The sequence below is a fragment of the Pseudoflavonifractor sp. An44 genome (genome assembly GCF_002161675.1).
Lineage (GTDB): Bacteria > Bacillota > Clostridia > Oscillospirales > Oscillospiraceae > Enterenecus > Enterenecus faecium.
In genome coordinates this window covers 1-17175 of the sequence record NZ_NFIH01000026.1, presented here as the reverse complement: position 1 = coordinate 17175, position 17175 = coordinate 1, and the positions used below count along the sequence as shown (strand labels likewise).

At 61.2% G+C, this 17175-nt stretch carries 12 protein-coding genes; 4 read left to right on the top strand and 8 right to left on the bottom strand.

Annotation, left to right across the window (positions count from 1 at the left end; genetic code table 11):
• Window positions 1–14: 14 nt before the first annotated feature.
• From hemB to B5F98_RS10760, 4 genes are all read left to right on the top strand, one after another.
• Window positions 15–998 carry a porphobilinogen synthase gene (gene hemB, locus B5F98_RS10775; protein WP_087372464.1) on the top strand — a complete coding sequence of 328 codons (984 nt, stop codon included), beginning with the start codon at window positions 15–17 and terminating at the stop codon, window positions 996–998.
• Window positions 995–2287 (top strand): glutamate-1-semialdehyde 2,1-aminomutase, encoded by a 1293-nt coding sequence (gene hemL, locus B5F98_RS10770; protein WP_087372461.1) that lies wholly within the window; start codon window positions 995–997, stop codon window positions 2285–2287. The genes hemB and hemL overlap by 4 nt, the downstream gene beginning before the upstream one ends.
• 26 nt (window positions 2288–2313) lie before the next feature.
• Window positions 2314–3486 (top strand): tRNA uracil 4-sulfurtransferase ThiI, encoded by a 1173-nt coding sequence (thiI, locus tag B5F98_RS10765; protein ID WP_087372458.1) that lies wholly within the window; start codon window positions 2314–2316, stop codon window positions 3484–3486.
• A 133-nt stretch (window positions 3487–3619) separates the two neighbouring features.
• Window positions 3620–6652, top strand: a complete 3033-nt coding sequence (locus B5F98_RS10760; RefSeq protein WP_087372453.1) for a tetratricopeptide repeat protein — start codon at window positions 3620–3622, stop codon at window positions 6650–6652.
• A gap of 86 nt (window positions 6653–6738) precedes the next feature.
• On the opposite strand, the gene B5F98_RS10755 is transcribed toward B5F98_RS10760, so the two are convergent.
• The 8 genes from B5F98_RS10755 to B5F98_RS10725 form a co-directional block, all read right to left on the bottom strand.
• Window positions 6739–7071, bottom strand: a complete 333-nt coding sequence (locus B5F98_RS10755) for a hypothetical protein (protein ID WP_087234002.1) — start codon at window positions 7069–7071, stop codon at window positions 6739–6741.
• Window positions 7072–7649: 578 nt separating this feature from the next.
• Window positions 7650–9743 (bottom strand): PTS transporter subunit IIABC, encoded by a 2094-nt coding sequence (locus B5F98_RS10750; RefSeq protein ID WP_087372449.1) that lies wholly within the window; start codon window positions 9741–9743, stop codon window positions 7650–7652.
• Window positions 9743–10639 carry a PRD domain-containing protein gene (locus B5F98_RS10745; protein WP_087372446.1) on the bottom strand — a complete coding sequence of 299 codons (897 nt, stop codon included), beginning with the start codon at window positions 10637–10639 and terminating at the stop codon, window positions 9743–9745. The genes B5F98_RS10750 and B5F98_RS10745 overlap by 1 nt, the downstream gene beginning before the upstream one ends.
• Before the next feature lie 273 nt (window positions 10640–10912).
• Window positions 10913–11050 (bottom strand): FeoB-associated Cys-rich membrane protein, encoded by a 138-nt coding sequence (locus tag B5F98_RS12810; RefSeq protein WP_143482377.1) that lies wholly within the window; start codon window positions 11048–11050, stop codon window positions 10913–10915.
• A 10-nt stretch (window positions 11051–11060) separates the two neighbouring features.
• Entirely contained in the window at window positions 11061–13478 is a 2418-nt protein-coding gene (feoB, locus tag B5F98_RS10740) for a ferrous iron transport protein B (RefSeq protein WP_087372444.1), read from the bottom strand.
• A gap of 617 nt (window positions 13479–14095) precedes the next feature.
• On the bottom strand, window positions 14096–15949 hold the full coding sequence (locus B5F98_RS10735; protein ID WP_087372441.1) for a heavy metal translocating P-type ATPase: 1854 nt from the start codon (window positions 15947–15949) through the stop codon (window positions 14096–14098).
• 14 nt (window positions 15950–15963) lie between these two features.
• The gene (locus B5F98_RS10730; RefSeq protein ID WP_087233992.1) at window positions 15964–16182 is read right to left on the bottom strand and encodes a heavy metal-associated domain-containing protein; all 219 of its coding nucleotides are present in this window, start codon (window positions 16180–16182) and stop codon (window positions 15964–15966) included.
• Window positions 16179–16556, bottom strand: coding sequence for a metalloregulator ArsR/SmtB family transcription factor (locus B5F98_RS10725; RefSeq protein ID WP_087372439.1), 378 nt, complete (start codon window positions 16554–16556; stop codon window positions 16179–16181). Before B5F98_RS10725 ends, B5F98_RS10730 begins: the two co-directional genes overlap by 4 nt.
• Between the last annotated feature and the right edge of the window lie 619 nt (window positions 16557–17175).

The window sequence follows — 17175 nt, the reverse complement described above, 5'->3', positions numbered from 1 at the left end:
AGGAGGAATTCCCAATGGAACTCACTCATAGACCCCGCCGCCTGCGCACCTGTCCCGAGGTGCGCAGCCTGTGCCGGGAGACCCGGCTGTCCCCCGACAGCCTCATCTACCCCATTTTTGTGGATGAAACCCTCCAGGGCACCCGCCCCATCCCCTCCCTGCCTGGACAGTTCCACTACGGCCTGGACAGCGTGTGTCAGGCGGTGGAGGAGTGCCTGGCCCACGGCGTGACCAAGTGCATCCTCTTCGGCCTCCCCGCCCACAAGGATGAGATCGGCTCCTCCGCCTGGGACGACAACGGGGTGGTGCAGCAGGCCATCCGCACCATCAAGGAAACGTACCCCCACTTCTACGTCATCGCCGACGTGTGCATGTGCGAGTACACCAGCCACGGGCACTGTGGCATCCTCTGCGGGGAGCACGTGGACAACGACGCCACCCTCCCCCGGCTGGTGGACATCACCCTGTCCTATGCCCGGGCCGGGGTGGACATGGTGGCCCCCTCCGACATGATGGACGGCCGCATTGGGGCCATGCGGAAGGCCCTGGATGAAGCTGGGTTTGTCAACCTGCCCATCATGGCCTATTCCGCCAAGTACGCCTCTTCCTTCTACGGCCCCTTCCGGGATGCCGCTGGCTCCGCCCCCTCCTTTGGCGACCGCAAGGGCTACCAAATGGACCCCCACAACGCCCGGGAGGCTCTGCGGGAGTGCGCCCTGGACGTGGAAGAAGGGGCGGACATCCTCATGGTCAAGCCCGCTCTGAGCTATCTGGATGTGCTGTATCGGTGCAAGAACGCCTTTGACCTGCCCATGTGCGCCTACTCCGTCTCCGGTGAATACGCCATGATCAAAGCCGCTGCGGCCGCCGGACTGGTGGACGAATATAAAATGATGTGTGAGGTGGCCCTGTCCATCTATCGGGCCGGGGCAAACATGCTCATCACCTACTCCGCCAAGGAACTGGCAGACGCCATGAAACGGGGGGACATCGGATGAATCTCCACAATTCGGAAGAACTCTTTGCCGCCGCCTGTCAGGTGCTCCCCGGCGGCGTCAACAGCCCCGTGCGGGCCTACCGCTCCGTGGGGCTCACCCCCCGGTTTATCCAGAAAGCGGAGGGCAGCTATATCTATGACGTGGAGGGCCGCCGCTACATTGACTACGTGTGTTCCTGGGGCCCCATGATTTTGGGCCACAACCATCCCGTCATCCGGGAGGCGGTGGAGAAGGCCGTGGTGGACGGCCTGAGCTTCGGCGCCCCCACCCCCCGGGAGGTGGAGATCGCCCAGTTGATGGTGGAGATGGTGCCCGGGCTGGAGATGGTGCGCATGGTCAACTCCGGCACCGAGGCGGTGATGTCTGCCCTGCGTCTGGCCCGTGGGGCCACGGGCCGGGACAAGCTCATCAAGTTTGAGGGCTGCTACCACGGCCACAGCGACTGTATGCTGGTCAACGCCGGGTCCTCCGCTCTGGCGGGCGGCCACCCCTCCTCCTCCGGCGTGCCCGTGGGGGCCGCCCGTGACACCCTCACCGCCCAATTTAACGACCTTGCCAGCGTCCAGGCCCTTCTGGAGGCCAACCGGGGCGAAGTGGCCGCCGTCATCGTGGAGCCGGTGGCCGCCAACATGGGGGTGGTGGGCCCCGCCCCCGGCTTCTTGCAGGGGCTGCGGGAGCTGTGCGACCAGCACGGCACCCTGCTCATCTTCGACGAGGTCATCACCGGGTTTCGTCTGGCCCCCGGCGGCGCCCAGGAGTATTTCGGGGTGAAGGCCGACCTGGTCACCTACGGCAAAATCATCGGCGGCGGCATGCCCGTGGGCGCCTACGGCGGCAGCCGGGCCCTCATGGAGCACGTGGCCCCCTGCGGCCCCGTCTACCAGGCGGGCACCCTCAGCGGCAACCCCGTGGCCATGGCCGCCGGTCTGGCCCAGCTGCGCTATCTCCACGACCATCCCCAGGTGTACACCCACATCAACGACATGGGAGCCTCGCTGGCCCAGGACATGGGCAAGCTGTGTGAGAAGTCTCAGGTGCCCGTGGCCATCAACCAGGTGGGCTCCCTCCTCTCCCCCTTCTTCACCCCCACCGAGGTGTCCACCTTTGTGGACGCCAAGGGCAGTGACGTGGGGATGTACGCCCGCTACTTCAGCGAAATGCTCCAGCGGGGCATCTACCTGGCCCCCGCCCAGTTCGAGGCTATGTTCCTCTCGGACGCCCACAGCGGGGAGGATTTGACCGCCACTTTGGAGGCCTTCCAGCAGACCCTGGAAGCCCTGTCTCACTAACATCACCACTCATTGGAGGTAACAATATGAAAGAAATTATCCTGCTCAAGCAGGGCGAAATGGTACTCAAGGGCCTCAACCGCCGGGCCTTTGAGGAGAAGCTCATGGGCAACGCCAAGCGGCGGCTGAAAAAGTACGGCTCCTTCAAGGTGTACACCCGCCAGTCCACCACCTACATTGAGCCCCAGGACGAGTTCTGCGACTTTGAAGGGGCCTGGGAGGCCATGGGCAAGCTGTTTGGCGTGGCGGGCCTGTGCCGGGCCCGGGCCTGCGCCAAGGACAAGGACGCCATTCTGGAGTGCGTCAAGGAGTATCTGGGGGACCAGCTGGCCATGGCCCGCTCCTTCAAGGTGGAGACCAAGCGGGCGGACAAGACCTTCCCCATGACCTCCATCCAGCTGTCCCAGTACGTGGGCGGCGAGCTCCACGATGCCTACCCCCACCTGATCGCCGACATGCACCACCCCCAGTTCACCGTCCACGTGGAGGTGCGGGACTTTGACGCCTTTGTCCACGCCAACCCCACCGAGGGTGCCGGCGGTCTGCCCATCGGCGTGGGTGGCCGTGCCCTGTCCCTCCTCTCCGGCGGCATCGACTCCCCCGTGGCCTCCTGGATGATCGCCAAGCGGGGCGTCATTGTGGACATGATCCACTTCTACTCCTACCCCTACACCTCCCCCGAGGCCAAGGAAAAGGTGCTGGACCTGGCCCGGCTGCTGGTGCCCTACACCGGCAAGACCTGCGTGCATGTGGTGCCGTTTACCAAGATTCAGGAGGAGCTGCGCCGCTCCTGCCCTGAGAACCTGTTCACCATCCTCATGCGCCGGTTCATGATGCGCATTGCCTGCCGGGTGGCGGAGAAAAACGGCATCCAGGCCCTGGTGACCGGTGAGTCCGTGGGCCAGGTGGCCAGCCAGACCCTGGAGGCCATGGCCTGCACCAACGCCGTGTGCACCGTGCCCGTGCTGCGCCCGGTGGTGGGTATGGATAAGGAGGAGATCGTGCGCATTTCCCGCAAAATTGGCACCTTTGAGACCTCCATCCTCCCCTATGAGGACTGCTGCACCGTGTTCACCCCCAAGCACCCCCGCACCAAGCCGAAAGTGGAGGAGCTGGTGGAGGCCGAGCAGAACCTGGACATTGATGCCCTGGTGGAAGAAGCCGTGGCGGGCATTGAGCGGGTGCTGCTGGATTTCTAATGAAATTGCAAAATACCGCACCGAGATGGCCGAAACATCTCCGTGCGGTATTTTTTATCCCTCCCCTGGAAAGATCCCCCACCATGTGCTATCATAGAACATAATTCCAAAAACATCGCCAGGAGGTGGCACTGTGGCATTTGAGGACTTGATGGGCGCCAACTACAAAGGCGAATTCCAAACTTTAAAGCGTCTTTATAAGCAAAATAAGCGGGCGTTCCAGGGTATTCAGGAACAGCTGTCCAAAAACAATCTCATTCCCTTGTTCGGGGCTGGGTTCACTGGATATGTCTATCCCGTCTGGCCTTCCCTTCTTGAGAAGATGGCAGAACCCTTCCCCAACTGTCAGACCCAGCTGGAAGACCAGCTGAATGCCGGGCAATTTGAAGAGGCCGCCTCCACCCTCTGCGCCGAAATGGGGGAGTTTGAATTTCGGGAAGAACTATGTCAAACCTTTGGCCCCCACACCGTGCCGGACGCCATGGAAAAGCTGACCCCGGCCCGGAAGGCCATTCCCCGGATTTTCAACGGCCCCATGATGACCACCAATGTGGACTTGTGCCTGGAGGAAATCTATGGGCACCGCTTAGAGGTGCTCTGCCCGCACACCAAATACCACCTACCCCAGGCTGACCGGGCTCTCCAGACGGCTGCCCCCATCCTGTTCAAGCTCCACGGCAGTGTGTCAGACCGGGAGCACATGGTCTTTACCAAAGAGGCCTATGACACCGTCTATCCCTGCTCCCAGGAGCCCACCCCGTTGTCGGAAACCCTGTCCTCCATCTTCCGCTCCAGGCCCGTCCTCTTTCTGGGCTGTTCTCTGGACACGGACCGGGTGGTACAGGTGCTGAACGCCTGCTGTGAACACCGCTCTTATTTCGCCCTGGTGGAGTTGCCCAAGGAAACGGAAAACAAAGCCAACCCCTGGGAGCCCCTACTGGTCAACGCCGACGGCGCAGAAAACGAGGTCTACCGCCAACGCCGACAATTTATGTCCAAACACCACATCCAGTGCATCTGGTATCCCTGCGGTCAATATGAGGCTCTGGACTGGTTGCTCCAGGCCCTGCTCCCCCCTGAGGCCCCCACGCCCAAGAAGCGTTCTCCCATCCCTGCGCTCCGCCGCACCCTGGTGGGCCGGGATGTCTTCATCCAGACCCTCTACGAGCATTGCACCAACCACTCCGCCCCCGTCTTTGTCACAGGCGTGGGTGGGCAGGGCAAGACCGAGGTGTGCCATGCCGTGCTGCGCCGACTGGAAGGAGAGGGCCACAACATTCTCTATGTCCCAGCCGCCGGGATTCAGTCCCCCGCTCTACTGTGTCAGACCATCGCCCAGAGGGCGGGCATCCCCACCCTCCCGGATGACAAGGCCAGCGATCTTCCCGGTTATCTGGACTATCTCCTAGATGGGATGTCCACCCGCTCCAATGCCGTCCTCTACTTGGACAACTTCGAGGATGTGTGGCATGCTACTGAGCAGGATGAACGGCTCAAGGTGCTGGAATTTCTGGCCCGACTGTGCCAGATGGACCTCCCGGTGCTGCTCTCCAGCCAGGTGGCCCCCACCTCCTATGATGTCTCCCAGAACGTTCTCCCGTTGGAATCGTTAAATCGCAAGGACGGCAAAGACCGAGAACTCTTTCAAGCCGTCTATCACGAGAAAAAAGGCCACTTGCCCCTGGAGGGGCAGGCCTTTGAGACCCTCCTCCAGCAGTTGGACGGCCATCCCCTGTCCATCCTCCTCACCGCCACTCTGGCCGCCCATGCCCCCAGCTGGGACAATGTATTGGAGCGGTGGACCCACGCCCAGCAGAAGACCTCCAATTCCCGACACACCAGCCTGGACACTGCCCTGCAAGCCGTCTGGGACGCCCTGAGCCCTTCCACCCAGGCCATTCACCTGTGGGGGCTCATCGCCCTGTACTACGGTCCCCTGGACTACCCCCAGCTCATGGAGCTGGCAGAGGATGAGCAAAAGCGGCAACAGTGGCAATGCAGCATCGATCAGCTCTGTGATGCCTGTCTGGTGGACTGGAACGACACTGGGTCCGCCCTGGTGATGCTCCAGCCCGTGAAAGAGGGATACTTCCTGCTGGCAGAAGCGGATGAAGTAATATCTTGCATACTCCAGTGGTGCAGTTATTACGCTCCCATTTTGGAACAAACCAACAATTTTCATCACAGCAACTATCAGATATCCCACACCTATGTGGTAGAACACCTGCCCCAGCTGTTCCACCTGCTGGAGCGGATGCTGGCACCAAAGTGGCAAGAACGTCTATATCCTGCCACCGCTTTTCTCACACAAAAAATACGCAATTACTTTCAATTTTCCACTCTACAGGGATTGGACCTCTTAAAAAAGCTGCTTCCCTTTTCCCAGCAGCAGAAAAATTGTCCTCTGGAGGCTCTAATTTCAATACTTCTAGCCGACCTCCTATCCCGCACCGGGCTGCCCCAACAAGCCCTGGACCTCTATGCCCAGGCCGAATCCTTGTATCGCCAGGAGCAGAATAACCTGGGCCTCGCTAACACACTTAGAAGCCGGGCCGACCTCCTAAGCCGCACCGGGCAGCTCCAACAAGCCCTGGACCTCTATGCCCAGGCCGAATCCCTCTTTCGCCAGGAGCAGTCCAACCTGGGCCTCGCAAACACCCTCAAAAGCCGGGCCGACCTCCTATCCCTCACCGGGCAGCTCCCCCAGGCCCTGAACCTCTATGCCCAGGCCGAATCCCTCTTTCGCCAGGAGCAGGACAACCTGGGCCTCGCCAACACCCTCCAAAGCCGGGCCGACCTCCTATCCCGCACCGGGCAGCTCCAACAAGCCCTGGACCTTTATGCCCAGGCCGAAACTTTGTATCGTCAGGAGCAGGACAATCTGGGCATCGCAAACACACTCCTAAGCAGAGCTTTTCTTTATCTGGATTCTAATGATTACGCTCAAGCACTGACACTCCTATTCCAAGCCCTCCCTCTCTATGAATCTGAACAGGAACCTTGGGGCATCGCTTTCACCTGTGCCCTACTCTCCAAACTCTGCCCTTTATTCGAGAATCAGGCGCACCAGGCCCCAGCTCTGGAGCAGCGCGCCCGGGAGATTGCGGAGACGCTGCCCCCTAACCAAAAGGAAATGATTCTGTCTATCCTGGATAACGAGGATTAGTCCTTCCGTTTCCATTCCCTCACAAACAAGGAAAGACGGTGCAGTCCCCATGGGTCTGCACCGTCTTTTTTCATACAACAGCCTTTTTACCCCCTTGATTTTCTCTCATGGGGTCCCTTTCCCTGCTCCTTGCGTCGGTCGGCGGTGTCTTGCACTGCCTGCGGCAGCCATAGGCAATGGCAGTCATCCAGAGGGATGGGAATTTCCTGAATCGAATCCCCCGGGGACGGCCGTTTCAAATGGTCGGGCAAATACGTCAGCCCCACTTCCCGCAGGGACAAAACGCCCTCATGCAGCCATCCCACCGGCTGATTGTCGCAGTACAGGCAGTAGCACCCAAACATCTTTTTGACCCGGACATTTAATCCCTGCAACGCATCCAACCACGTCTGAACAACTCCATCCTCTGGATATCCCATTCTTTTTCCTCCTTTTCCAGTAATCCTGACAACTTTCGGTTTATCTATCCTGATTATACCTCATTTTACTCTGTCAGCACAGGGGTGTGTTTGCAACGTACGGAAATTTCGCCTTTGTAGTTCCCCGATTCAGGCTTGCCCAGCCCGCTGCTTTCCTGGCATTGCCCTGATGGATTCGGGAGGGGCAAGCCCCTCCCCTACCACAGCGACCTGGCTCCCGGCGGCGGGAACGCCGCTTCTCCAGGGCAGGCCCGGAGGTGAAAACCGCCTGGCCATAGGGCCAGCTACCCAAGGTGGCCTGGTGTGGTGGCAGTACCAGGAGCCACAGCAAGGGTGACGGGCCGAATCCAGACTTGACGCATTCCCGGCCTCGTACCCAAGGGGGGTACCTAGGGGGAACGCCCTAGGCGGGTTTTGGTGACTTTTGACCGGGCAAAAGTCACCCCCAGCGGGGAGCGTCCCCGCCAGGCTGGCAAGGCGGAGAGAAGGCCGGGAAGAGGTCAATTTTTCAGGCCGTGAAGCATAGCAAAAGGAGCGCCGCAGCTGCGGCGCTCCTGTTCGGATATCTCTATGGGGTTTTAGTGCACGTCCAGCACGTCGGTGCCGTGCTCCACCTGGCCCTGGGTCACCAGCTGGCAGGTGTCGAAGTCGTCCACGTTGCCCACCACCACGGGGGTGATGGTACGGTAGCCAGCGTCCTGGATGGCCTTGCGGTCCATGGTGCCGATGAGGTCGCCGCAACGTACCTTGTCGCCCTGGCGAATGGTGAGCATGAAGGGCTTGCCCTGGAGCTGCACCGTGTCAATGCCCATGTGTACCAGCACTTCCAGGCCGCCGTCGGTCTGGATGGTGAAGGCGTGCTTGGTGTCAAACACCATGGTCACTTCGCCGTCCACGGGGGAATACACCTTGTCGTCGTCGGGCTCCACGGCGAAGCCATCGCCCACCATCTTCTCGGAGAACACACCGTCGCCCACTTCAGAGACGGGGATGACCTTGCCAGTGAAGGGGCTGGCCACCATGCCGCCCTTCACAGCGGGAGCAGCCTGGGTCTTGGCCTCCACAGCGGCAGGCTCCTGGTAGTTGGCCAGGTAGCTCTCCACGTTGGAGCGGATGACGGACACCCGGGGACCGTACACGATCTGGACGCCCTTACCGGCCACGATGACACCGGAGGCTCCGGTGGCTTTCAGCACCGCCTGGTCCACCTTGGCGCCGTCCTTGACGGTGCAGCGCAGACGGGTGATGCAGCAGTCCACGTCGGAGATGTTGTCCTTGCCGCCCAGACCACGGACGATCTCGGCGCTGAGGGCGTCGTCGCTGTTGCCGCCCTTGGCACCCTCTGCGCCCTTCTTCTGGGCGTCCACGTCCTGGCGGGTGTACAGCTTGATCTCGCCGGCGTTCTCCTCACGGCCAGGGGTCATGTAGTTGAACTTGCGGATCATAAAGGAGAACACCAGGAAGTAGAGCACGAAGTAGACCGCGCCCACGATGACCACCCAAATCCAGCTGGTCTTGGCGTTACCCTGCATGATGCCGAAGAGGGTCAGGTCGATGAGGCCGCCGGAGAAGGTCATACCCACGCCCACGTTGAAGATGTGCATGAGCATATAGGCAGCACCGGCAAACACGCAGTGGACGATGTACATGGCGGGAGCCACAAAGAGGAAGGTGAACTCCAGGGGCTCAGTGATACCGGTAATCATGGAGGTAAGAGCGGCGGAGAGCAGCAGGCCGCCCACCACCTTGCGGTTTTCCGGCCGGGCGCAGCGGTACATGGCCAGAGCAGCACCAGGCAGGCCGAAAATCATCAGGGGGAACTTACCGCTCATGAAGCGGGTAGCAGCCACGGAGAAGTGCTCAATGCCGGGGGTGGCCAGCTCGGCAAAGAAGATGTTCTGAGCGCCCTCCACCAGGTGTCCGGCCACGGTGGCGGTGCCGCCCACAGCGGTCTGCCAGAAGGGGATGTAGAACACGTGGTGCAGGCCGAAGGGGATGAGGGCACGCTCAATGAAGCCGTACAGCCAGGTACCGGCGTAGCCGCTGGCCAGCACAAAGCCGCCCAGGTGATTGATGCCAGTCTGGATGGTGGGCCAGATGTAGTACATGGCGATGCCCACCACCAGGTAGGTGGCGGCGGAGATGATGGGGACGAACCGGGTGCCGCTGAAGAAGGAGAGCACCTGGGGCAATTGAATCTTATAGAACCGATTGTGCAGGGCTGCCACACCCAGGCCCACCATAATGCCGCCGAACACGCCCATTTGCAGGGAGTTCAGGCCCACCACAGTAGTGGTGGCGCCGGACAGGTCGGGGGCGCCGAAGGCGTTGATCATGGCCCCTATGGTGGCGTGCATCACGAAGAAGGCGATGGCCGCCGACAGGGCCGCCACTTCCTTCTCCTGCTTGGCCATGCCGATGGCCACGCCCATGGCGAAGATCAGGGGCAGGTTATCAAAGACCACCGAACCGGCGGCGTTGAGCACCTGCAAGATGGCATAGATGAAGGTGCCGGGGCCCATGATGCCCATGAGGCCGTAGGTCTCCAGCATGGTGGTGTTGGTAAAGGACCCGCCGATGCCCAAAAACAGGCCCGCTACGGGCAGAATGGCGATGGGCAGCATAAAGGAGCGGCCCACCCGCTGCAATACGCCGAATACTTTGTCTTTCATCAGAAATTCTCCTCCTTTGCTTGTCCCATGGCCAGGGCCAAGCGTTGTAAATGAACGGTCAGAAAGGTGAGTTCCTCGCCGGGCAGATCCAGGTCAAAAACCCGTTTCAGCCGCTCCTTCACCCGCAGGGCGCAGGCGAAGGCCTGGGGATAGTGCTCTCGGATCATCCCCTGGAAGGCGGCATCCTCCCGGGCCTGGGGCCTGGGCCGGGCCAACCGCTGGCCCAAAAATTTCAGGTGGGTGATAAGCCGCTCATAGTCCAGCCCCTGCTGACAGGGGGCGGCCCCGTAGAACTCCGCCACCTCCGCCATGATCTCACGCACCAGCTCGGTGATGCGCACCATGTCCGACATGCGCCCGTCCAGTTGGGCGTTGACGATGTGCAGGGCGATGAAGCCCGCCTCGTCCTCGGGCAGCTGCACCCCCAAGGCGCTCTCGATGATCTCCAGGGCCATCTGACCCACCTCGTACTCCTGGGCGTAGAAGGTTTTGATCTCCCACAGCAGCTGATTGGGGTAATACACCCCGTTTTTGTGCCGCTGAAGGGCAAAGGAAATATGGTCGGTGAGGGTGATGTACACATTCCCCGACAGGTGCCGACCCAACAGACGCTCGGCGCTCTCAATGATCTGGGTGCTCACCTCCAGGTACTCCGGAGGCAGCTCCACCATCAGCTGGGTCAGGCGCTGGGATTGACTGTGGTCTTGCAGGGCGTACACCTTCTCCACCCGGGACGGGGCCACCACGTCCCCTGGGGCTTTTTTAAAGCCGATGCCGGGTCCACGCAGCACCACCTCGTGGCCGCTGCTGTCTTTGGCGCACACAAAATTGTTGCCGATGGCTCGGACAATGCGGTATGCGCCAGGCTTTTGGTTTTCCGGTGGAATGTTTTCCATGTACTCACCTCCTCTGAGAAAAAATAAAAAGACCAAACCTACAGTGCCATTTGCCATATACGGATATGGTTTCCCACTGCATCGGTTTGATCTTGCCTGCTTGACCAGTCACAAGTCCCTTTGAAATTGTCCAGGGACAGAATAGCGCACTGACATGGGTTTGTCAAGAAAGAATCCTCGAATCCGCAGACTTTTGTCAGCCCACACAGATTCACAGGGTGCATTTTTGTGAAAAAACACGGGCGCACCGCTAATAGGGTGCGCCCGTGTCCGCTATTTCTTGCCGCAGCGGGAGCAATCTCCCGAGCAGCCGCTGCACTGGCCACGGAGCTGGCGGCGGATGGTGCGCACGACATACCACACCGCCCACACCGCCAGGGCCGCCACCAGGGCATAAATCACATATTTCATAGAAAACTCCTTAAAACAGCAGCATTCCCACCTGGAACACCACAAACGACACCAGCCAGGCCGCCGCCAGCTGCCAGAGGATGGAGCGAGCGGTCCACTTCAAGCTGCCCATCTCCCGCACCATGGTGGACACGGCCGCCACACAGGGCACATACAGCAGGATGAACACCAGGAAGGCGTAGGCGGCTACAGGGGTGTGGAAGGTGCCGGACAGAGCGGTGGCCACCGTGGCCCCGGCGTCCAGAGTGGACACACCGTAGAGCAGGCACAGGGTGGACACCACCGCCTCCTTGGCCACCAGGCCGGTGAGGATGGCCACAGCGGCCTGCCAGGTGCCAAAGCCCAGAGGCCCAAACACGGGGGCCAGCAGGGACCCGATGGTACCCAGAATGGAGTGGCCAGTATCCTCCACCATCATAAGCCCGTGGGAGGTGACGCCGAAACTCTGGAGGAACCACAGCACCACGCTCATGGCCAGAATCAGGGTACCCGCCTTCACCAGGAAGCCCCGCACCCGCTCCCACACATGGGTTAGACAGTTTCGGACGGTGGGCAGGCGGTAGGGGGGCAGCTCCAGCACAAAGGCGGCGGGCTCGCCCCGGAACATGGTGTGGCGCAGGATGATGCCGGACACAATGGCGCACAGCAGGCCCAGCACATACAGGGAGAAGATCACCAGACCCGCATGCTTGGGGAAGAAGGCGGCGGTCATCAGGCCGTACACCGGCAGGCGGGCGGAACAGGACATAAAGGGCACCAGCATCATGGTCATACGGCGGTCCTTCTCATTTTCCATGGTCCGCGCCCCCATGATGGCGGGGACGGTACAGCCAAAGCCCATGAGCATGGGGATGAAGGCCTTACCGGACAGGCCAAAGCGGCGCAGCACCCGGTCCATGATAAAGGCGGCCCGGGCCATGTACCCGGAGTCCTCCAGGAAGGACAAAAACAGGAACAGCAGGGCGATCTGGGGCAGGAACACCAGCACGCCGCCCACGCCGGACAGCACGCCGTCCACCAGCAGAGAGGACACCCAGGGGGCGGTGCCCGCCTGGTCCAAAACGCCGCTGACCACGCCAGCCAGCCAGTCGTTGAAGAAATAGTCCACCCCGTCGGCCAGAATCTGGCCGGGGCCGAAGATGATGCCGAACAGGGCCAACATCATCACCAAAAACACGGGGACCGCCAGGAAGCGGTGGGTGACAATGGCGTCAATCTTGTCCGAGAGGGTCATGGTGCCCAGGGGCTGGCCCCGCTGCACTCCCACCTTCACCACCCGCTGAATGAAGCGGTAGCGGGCGTCGGCAATGAGGGTCTCCCGGTCACCCAGGGGATAGGCCTGTTCATAGCTCTGAGCTACCCGGTCCACCTTCCAGCGGGTGGCCTCGTCCAGCCCCAAGGCCTTCTCCACCAGTTCATCCCCCTCAATGAGCTTGATGGAGGCCCAGTGGGCGGGGATGCCCACGGCGTAGGCCCGGTCGTGGATGAGGGCGTCCACCTGGTGGTGGATGTAGTGGGTAAAGTCGTCGTACAGGTCGTCCGGCTCCACGGTGAAGCCGGTGTGCATCTGGTGGTGGGCCTCCTCCAGCAGCTTCTGGATGTTCTGGCCCGTGCGGGCGGTGATGGGGATGACAGGGACACCCAGGGCCCGGGAAATCCGCACCAGGTCCAGCTTATCTCCCCGCTTTTCCACCTCGTCCATGAAGTTCAGGGCAATGACCATGGGCCGCTCCAGCTCCAGAAGCTGGGCGGTGAGGTACAGGTTGCGCTCCAAATTGGTGGCATCCACAATGTTGATGATGGCGTCGGGGTGCTCCCCCACCACAAAGTCTCGGGCCACAATCTCCTCCATGGAGTAGGGGGAGAGGGAGTAGATGCCGGGCAGGTCCACAATGGTCACGTCCCGGCCATCCACATGGGCCACGCCCTCCTTCTTCTCCACCGTCACGCCAGGCCAGTTGCCCACATACTGGTTGGACCCGGTGAGGGCATTGAAGAGGGTGGTTTTGCCGCAGTTGGGGTTGCCTACCAGGGCAATTTTCATCTCCCGCACGTCGTGGTTGTCCTGCTTGCTGCCCCCGTGCTCCCGCTGATGGTGCTCGTGGGCCTGGGTCATCCGCCGCACCGTCTCCTGGTCAGGGGCGGTGTGCTCAGGACGAGTGCCGTGGGGCTCCTCCCCAGGGGCACACAGAAGGATGTTGCAGGCATCCTCCTTGCGCAAAGACAGCTCATACCCCCGGAGATTGACCTCGATGGGGTCGCCAAAGGGGGCAATCTTCCGCACCGTCACTTTGGTGCCGGGAGTCAGCCCCATATCTACCAGCCGACGCTTCACCGGGCCCCGGGGGTTGTTGATGGCCCGGATGATACCGGATTGACCCGGCTCCAGCTGTTGTAAAGAGAGGTTCTGCTTCTCTTCTTGAACCATACTCGCTCACCTCGTTCTCTTATCATGCTAACTGCGGTATTGTACACCTTCTTACTGGGAATTGCAATGTGCGGAGTGTACGAAAAAGAAAACGCTCCGCTGGGGTCCATTTTGACTGGCCAAAATGGACGAAAAGCCACTTAGGGCGTTCCCCCCTAAGGACCTCCCTTGGGTCAGCAGCCCTAAGCTGTCGGAGCACTCCAAACCGGCCCAGAGATAAGCCGATACTCTGTGCCGCTATATCCGCTACCGCTGCATGTTCTAGTGTGGGAAGCACTTGCCCCAGAAGGACAGGGCCTGCCGTAGGTGGTATATGCCCGCCTGCACCCAATTCAGACGCTGTTACCAAAGAAGCACCATAGTTCTACGCAGAAGATGTCAGCGACAGCGGCGCAAGGAGGACGGCCAATTCCCAATACCTCAGCGTCGGTGTGGGATACTCCAGCGCCATGTAAGGAGACCTCAGGGGGTACCTAGGGGTACAACCCCTAGGCGATTCTTTCCCCCATTTCTCCACGGGGAGAAATGGGGCCCAGCGGAGCGCGTCCCCCGGCCGGCAAGCCTGAAATGAGGAAAAACCCGCTTTCAGCTCTTCATCGCTGAAAGCGGGTCTCTTTTTATATAGACTTTTTATGATACAGCATCCGGCTGGCGTTCAAAATGGCGATCACCGCCACCCCTACGTCGGCAAACACCGCTTCCCACATGGTGGCCACGCCGAAGGCACCCATGGCCAAAAACAGCCCCTTCACCCCCAGGGCAAAGACGATGTTCTCAATGACAATGGCCCGGCACTTGCGGGCAATGGACATGGCAGTGAGCAGCTTGGCGGGGTCGTCGTCCATGAGCACCACGTCGGCGGCCTCAATGGCGGCATCCGAGCCCATGCCGCCCATGGCCACACCCACGTCCGCCCGGGACAGCACCGGGGCGTCGTTGACTCCGTCGCCCACGTAGGCCAGAGCGGTACCCTCCGGCTTTTGATCCAGCAGCTGTTCCAGCTGGTCCACCTTGTCCTGGGGCAGCAGCTGGGCGTGGACCTGGTCCAGCCCCAGCCGTTGGGCCATCTGCTCGCCCACCTCCCGGCTGTCCCCGGTGAGCATCACGGTACGCACGCCCTGGGCCTTGAGCTGGGCGATGGTTTCAGCGGCGTGGTCCTTCACCTGGTCGGCAATGAGAGCAAAGCCCAGATATCGGCCCTGGGCCGCCACGTGCACCACCGTCCCGGCGGGGACATCCTGGGCGGGGGTATATCCATGCTGAGAGAGGAAGACCGCATTACCCGCCAGCACCTCCACCCCGTCTACCGTGGCGCAGACGCCCCGGCCGGGAATCTCCTCCACGTCGGTGACGGTGTGGTCCTTCACGTCTCCCTGCCAGGCACGGCGCAGAGACTGGGCAATGGGGTGGTTGGAATGGCTCTCCGCCAGAGCCGCCCACCGCAGCAGGGGCTCCTCTTCCTCGTCCCGGACCGGATACAGCCCGGAGAGGGCAAATTTCCCCTGAGTGAGGGTTCCGGTCTTGTCAAAGACCACCGTGCGGGTCTTGGCCAGCAGCTCCAGATAGTTGCCGCCTTTCACCAGCACGCCCTGCCGGGAGGCCCCGCCAATACCACCGAAGAAAGCCATGGGGATGGAGATGACCAGGGCGCAGGGGCAGGAGATGACCAGGAAGATGAGAGCGCGGCGCACCCATTCCCCCCAGTGTCCGGTAACCAGGCCGCCTACAATGGCCAGAGCCGCAGCGCCCAGCACCACCACCGGGGTATACCAGCGGGCAAAACGGGTAATAAAGTGCTCCGCCTTGGCCTTTTTGGCGGCGGCATTCTCCACCAACTCCAAAATTCGGGCCACGGTAGACTGGCCAAAGGGACGGCTGACCTCAATGTGCAAAAGGCCTGTGAGGTTGACACAGCCAGAGCTTACCTCCTGGCCCTCCTCCACGTCCCGGGGCATGGACTCGCCGGTGAGGGCGGCAGTGTCCAGGGAGGAGGAACCCTCCACCACCACACCGTCCAGGGCGATGCGCTCGCCGGGGCGCACCACCAGGGTCTCCCCCACCTGCACCTCGTCCGGGTCCACGGTGACTTCCTTTCCGCCCCGCAGCACATGGGCGCTATCCGGGCGGATGTCCATGAGCTGGGCAATGGAGCGGCGGGACTTGCTCACCGCCAGGCTCTGGAACAGCTCGCCCACCTGGTAGAAGAGCATGACCCCCACCGCCTCGGTGTACTCACCCAGTACCAGAGCGCCCAGGGTGGCCACGCACATGAGGAAGTTTTCGTCAAAAATCTCGCCGTGGGCGATGTTGCACACTGCTTCCCACAGCACATCCCATCCCACCACAAAATAGGGGATGAGGAAGATGGGCAGCCGCCACAGCCCCCACGCCTGGGGGGTGAGCACCGCCGCAATGAGTAGCACGCCCGCCACGAGGATGCGGGCCAAGGTCTGTTTATGCCGTCTGGTCATGGCTGTTCACATCCTCACTTGACGATACGGCAGTGACGCTCCACCCGGGAGATGCACTTCTGGGCCTCCGTCACAATCTCATCAAAGCGGCCGTCCTCCGCCTCCAGGGTCAGCTTCTGGGTCATGAAGCTGATGGAGGCACTGTGTACCCCGGGCAGTTTTCCGATGGCCTCTTCCATCTTGCGGGCGCAGTTGGCGCAGTCCAGCTCCTCCAGTTTGAATACCTTTTTCATACCATTACCCCCTGTTGTTCCATAATATGTTCCATGCCCTGGGCGATGATCTTGCGCACGTGGTCATCGGCCAAGGAGTAATACACCGTTTTTCCCTCCCGGCGGGGCTTCACCAGCCGTCCGCCCTTGAGGATGCGCAGCTGGTGGGATACCGCCGACTGGGTCAGCCCCAGCAACTGGGCCATGTGGCACACGCACAGCTCCGACTCAAAGAGGGCGTACAAAATCTTCATGCGGGTGGAGTCGCCAAAGAGCTTGAACAGCTCCGCCACGTCGTACAAACACTCGTCGGTGGGCATCATCTCCTCCACCTGTTCCATGTTGTGGCCGTGGCAGCAGTTCTCCGCCGCCAGTTTCTTCTCATCCTGGTCCATGTCTGCTCCTCCTTTCAAACAACATATGAACATCTGCTCATATATTAGCACATTCAAGTATGGGTGTCAATGGGGCCGGGAGGAAAAATACCACGGATGCAGAGTTAAACCTGCATCCGTTGTTTGTTCGTTCTATGGGTTCTCTATTCCAGCCCTCCGGCCTGGTGGCATGTCTCTGCCAGGCCCACCCCTGTGCAGGGGGAAGCGGTCTGCCGTCAGGTAGACGATGTGGTGTTCTTCTAACCACACATGGTTTCGGCTTGCCAGCCTGGCGGGGACGCTTCCCGCTGGGGGTACCTTTTGACCGGGCAAAAGGTACCAAAACCCGCTTAGGGCGTTCCCCCCTAAGGACCTCCCTTGGGTACGAGGCTGGACCTGCGTCAAGCCTAAATTCGGCCCGTCACCCTTGCTGTGGCTCCTGGTACTGCCACCACACCAGGTTACCCTGGGCAGCTGGCCCTATGGCTGGGTGCTTTCCATCTCCGGGCCTGCCCTGGTACAGCGGCGTTCCCGCCGCCGGGGGTTTTGCTGCACCATCCTGTTGCGCTGCGGTAAGGGCCGTGGCTTGCCCGGCCCGTTGGTTCCCTTGTATTGCCCTGGGGGATTCGGGAGGGGCAAG

Coding starts and splice junctions, on each gene's coding strand:
- B5F98_RS10745 (WP_087372446.1), bottom strand. CDS start 10,639: ATGGAAAACATTCCACCGGAAAACCAAAAGCCTGGCGCATACCGCATT.
- B5F98_RS10750 (WP_087372449.1), bottom strand. CDS start 9,743: ATGAAAGACAAAGTATTCGGCGTATTGCAGCGGGTGGGCCGCTCCTTT.
- B5F98_RS10730 (WP_087233992.1), bottom strand. CDS start 16,182: ATGAAAAAGGTATTCAAACTGGAGGAGCTGGACTGCGCCAACTGCGCC.
- B5F98_RS10755 (WP_087234002.1), bottom strand. CDS start 7,071: ATGGGATATCCAGAGGATGGAGTTGTTCAGACGTGGTTGGATGCGTTG.
- feoB (WP_087372444.1), bottom strand. CDS start 13,478: ATGGTTCAAGAAGAGAAGCAGAACCTCTCTTTACAACAGCTGGAGCCG.
- B5F98_RS10725 (WP_087372439.1), bottom strand. CDS start 16,556: ATGGACCAGGATGAGAAGAAACTGGCGGCGGAGAACTGCTGCCACGGC.
- B5F98_RS12810 (WP_143482377.1), bottom strand. CDS start 11,050: ATGAAATATGTGATTTATGCCCTGGTGGCGGCCCTGGCGGTGTGGGCG.
- hemL (WP_087372461.1), top strand. CDS start 995: ATGAATCTCCACAATTCGGAAGAACTCTTTGCCGCCGCCTGTCAGGTG.
- B5F98_RS10735 (WP_087372441.1), bottom strand. CDS start 15,949: ATGACCAGACGGCATAAACAGACCTTGGCCCGCATCCTCGTGGCGGGC.
- thiI (WP_087372458.1), top strand. CDS start 2,314: ATGAAAGAAATTATCCTGCTCAAGCAGGGCGAAATGGTACTCAAGGGC.
- hemB (WP_087372464.1), top strand. CDS start 15: ATGGAACTCACTCATAGACCCCGCCGCCTGCGCACCTGTCCCGAGGTG.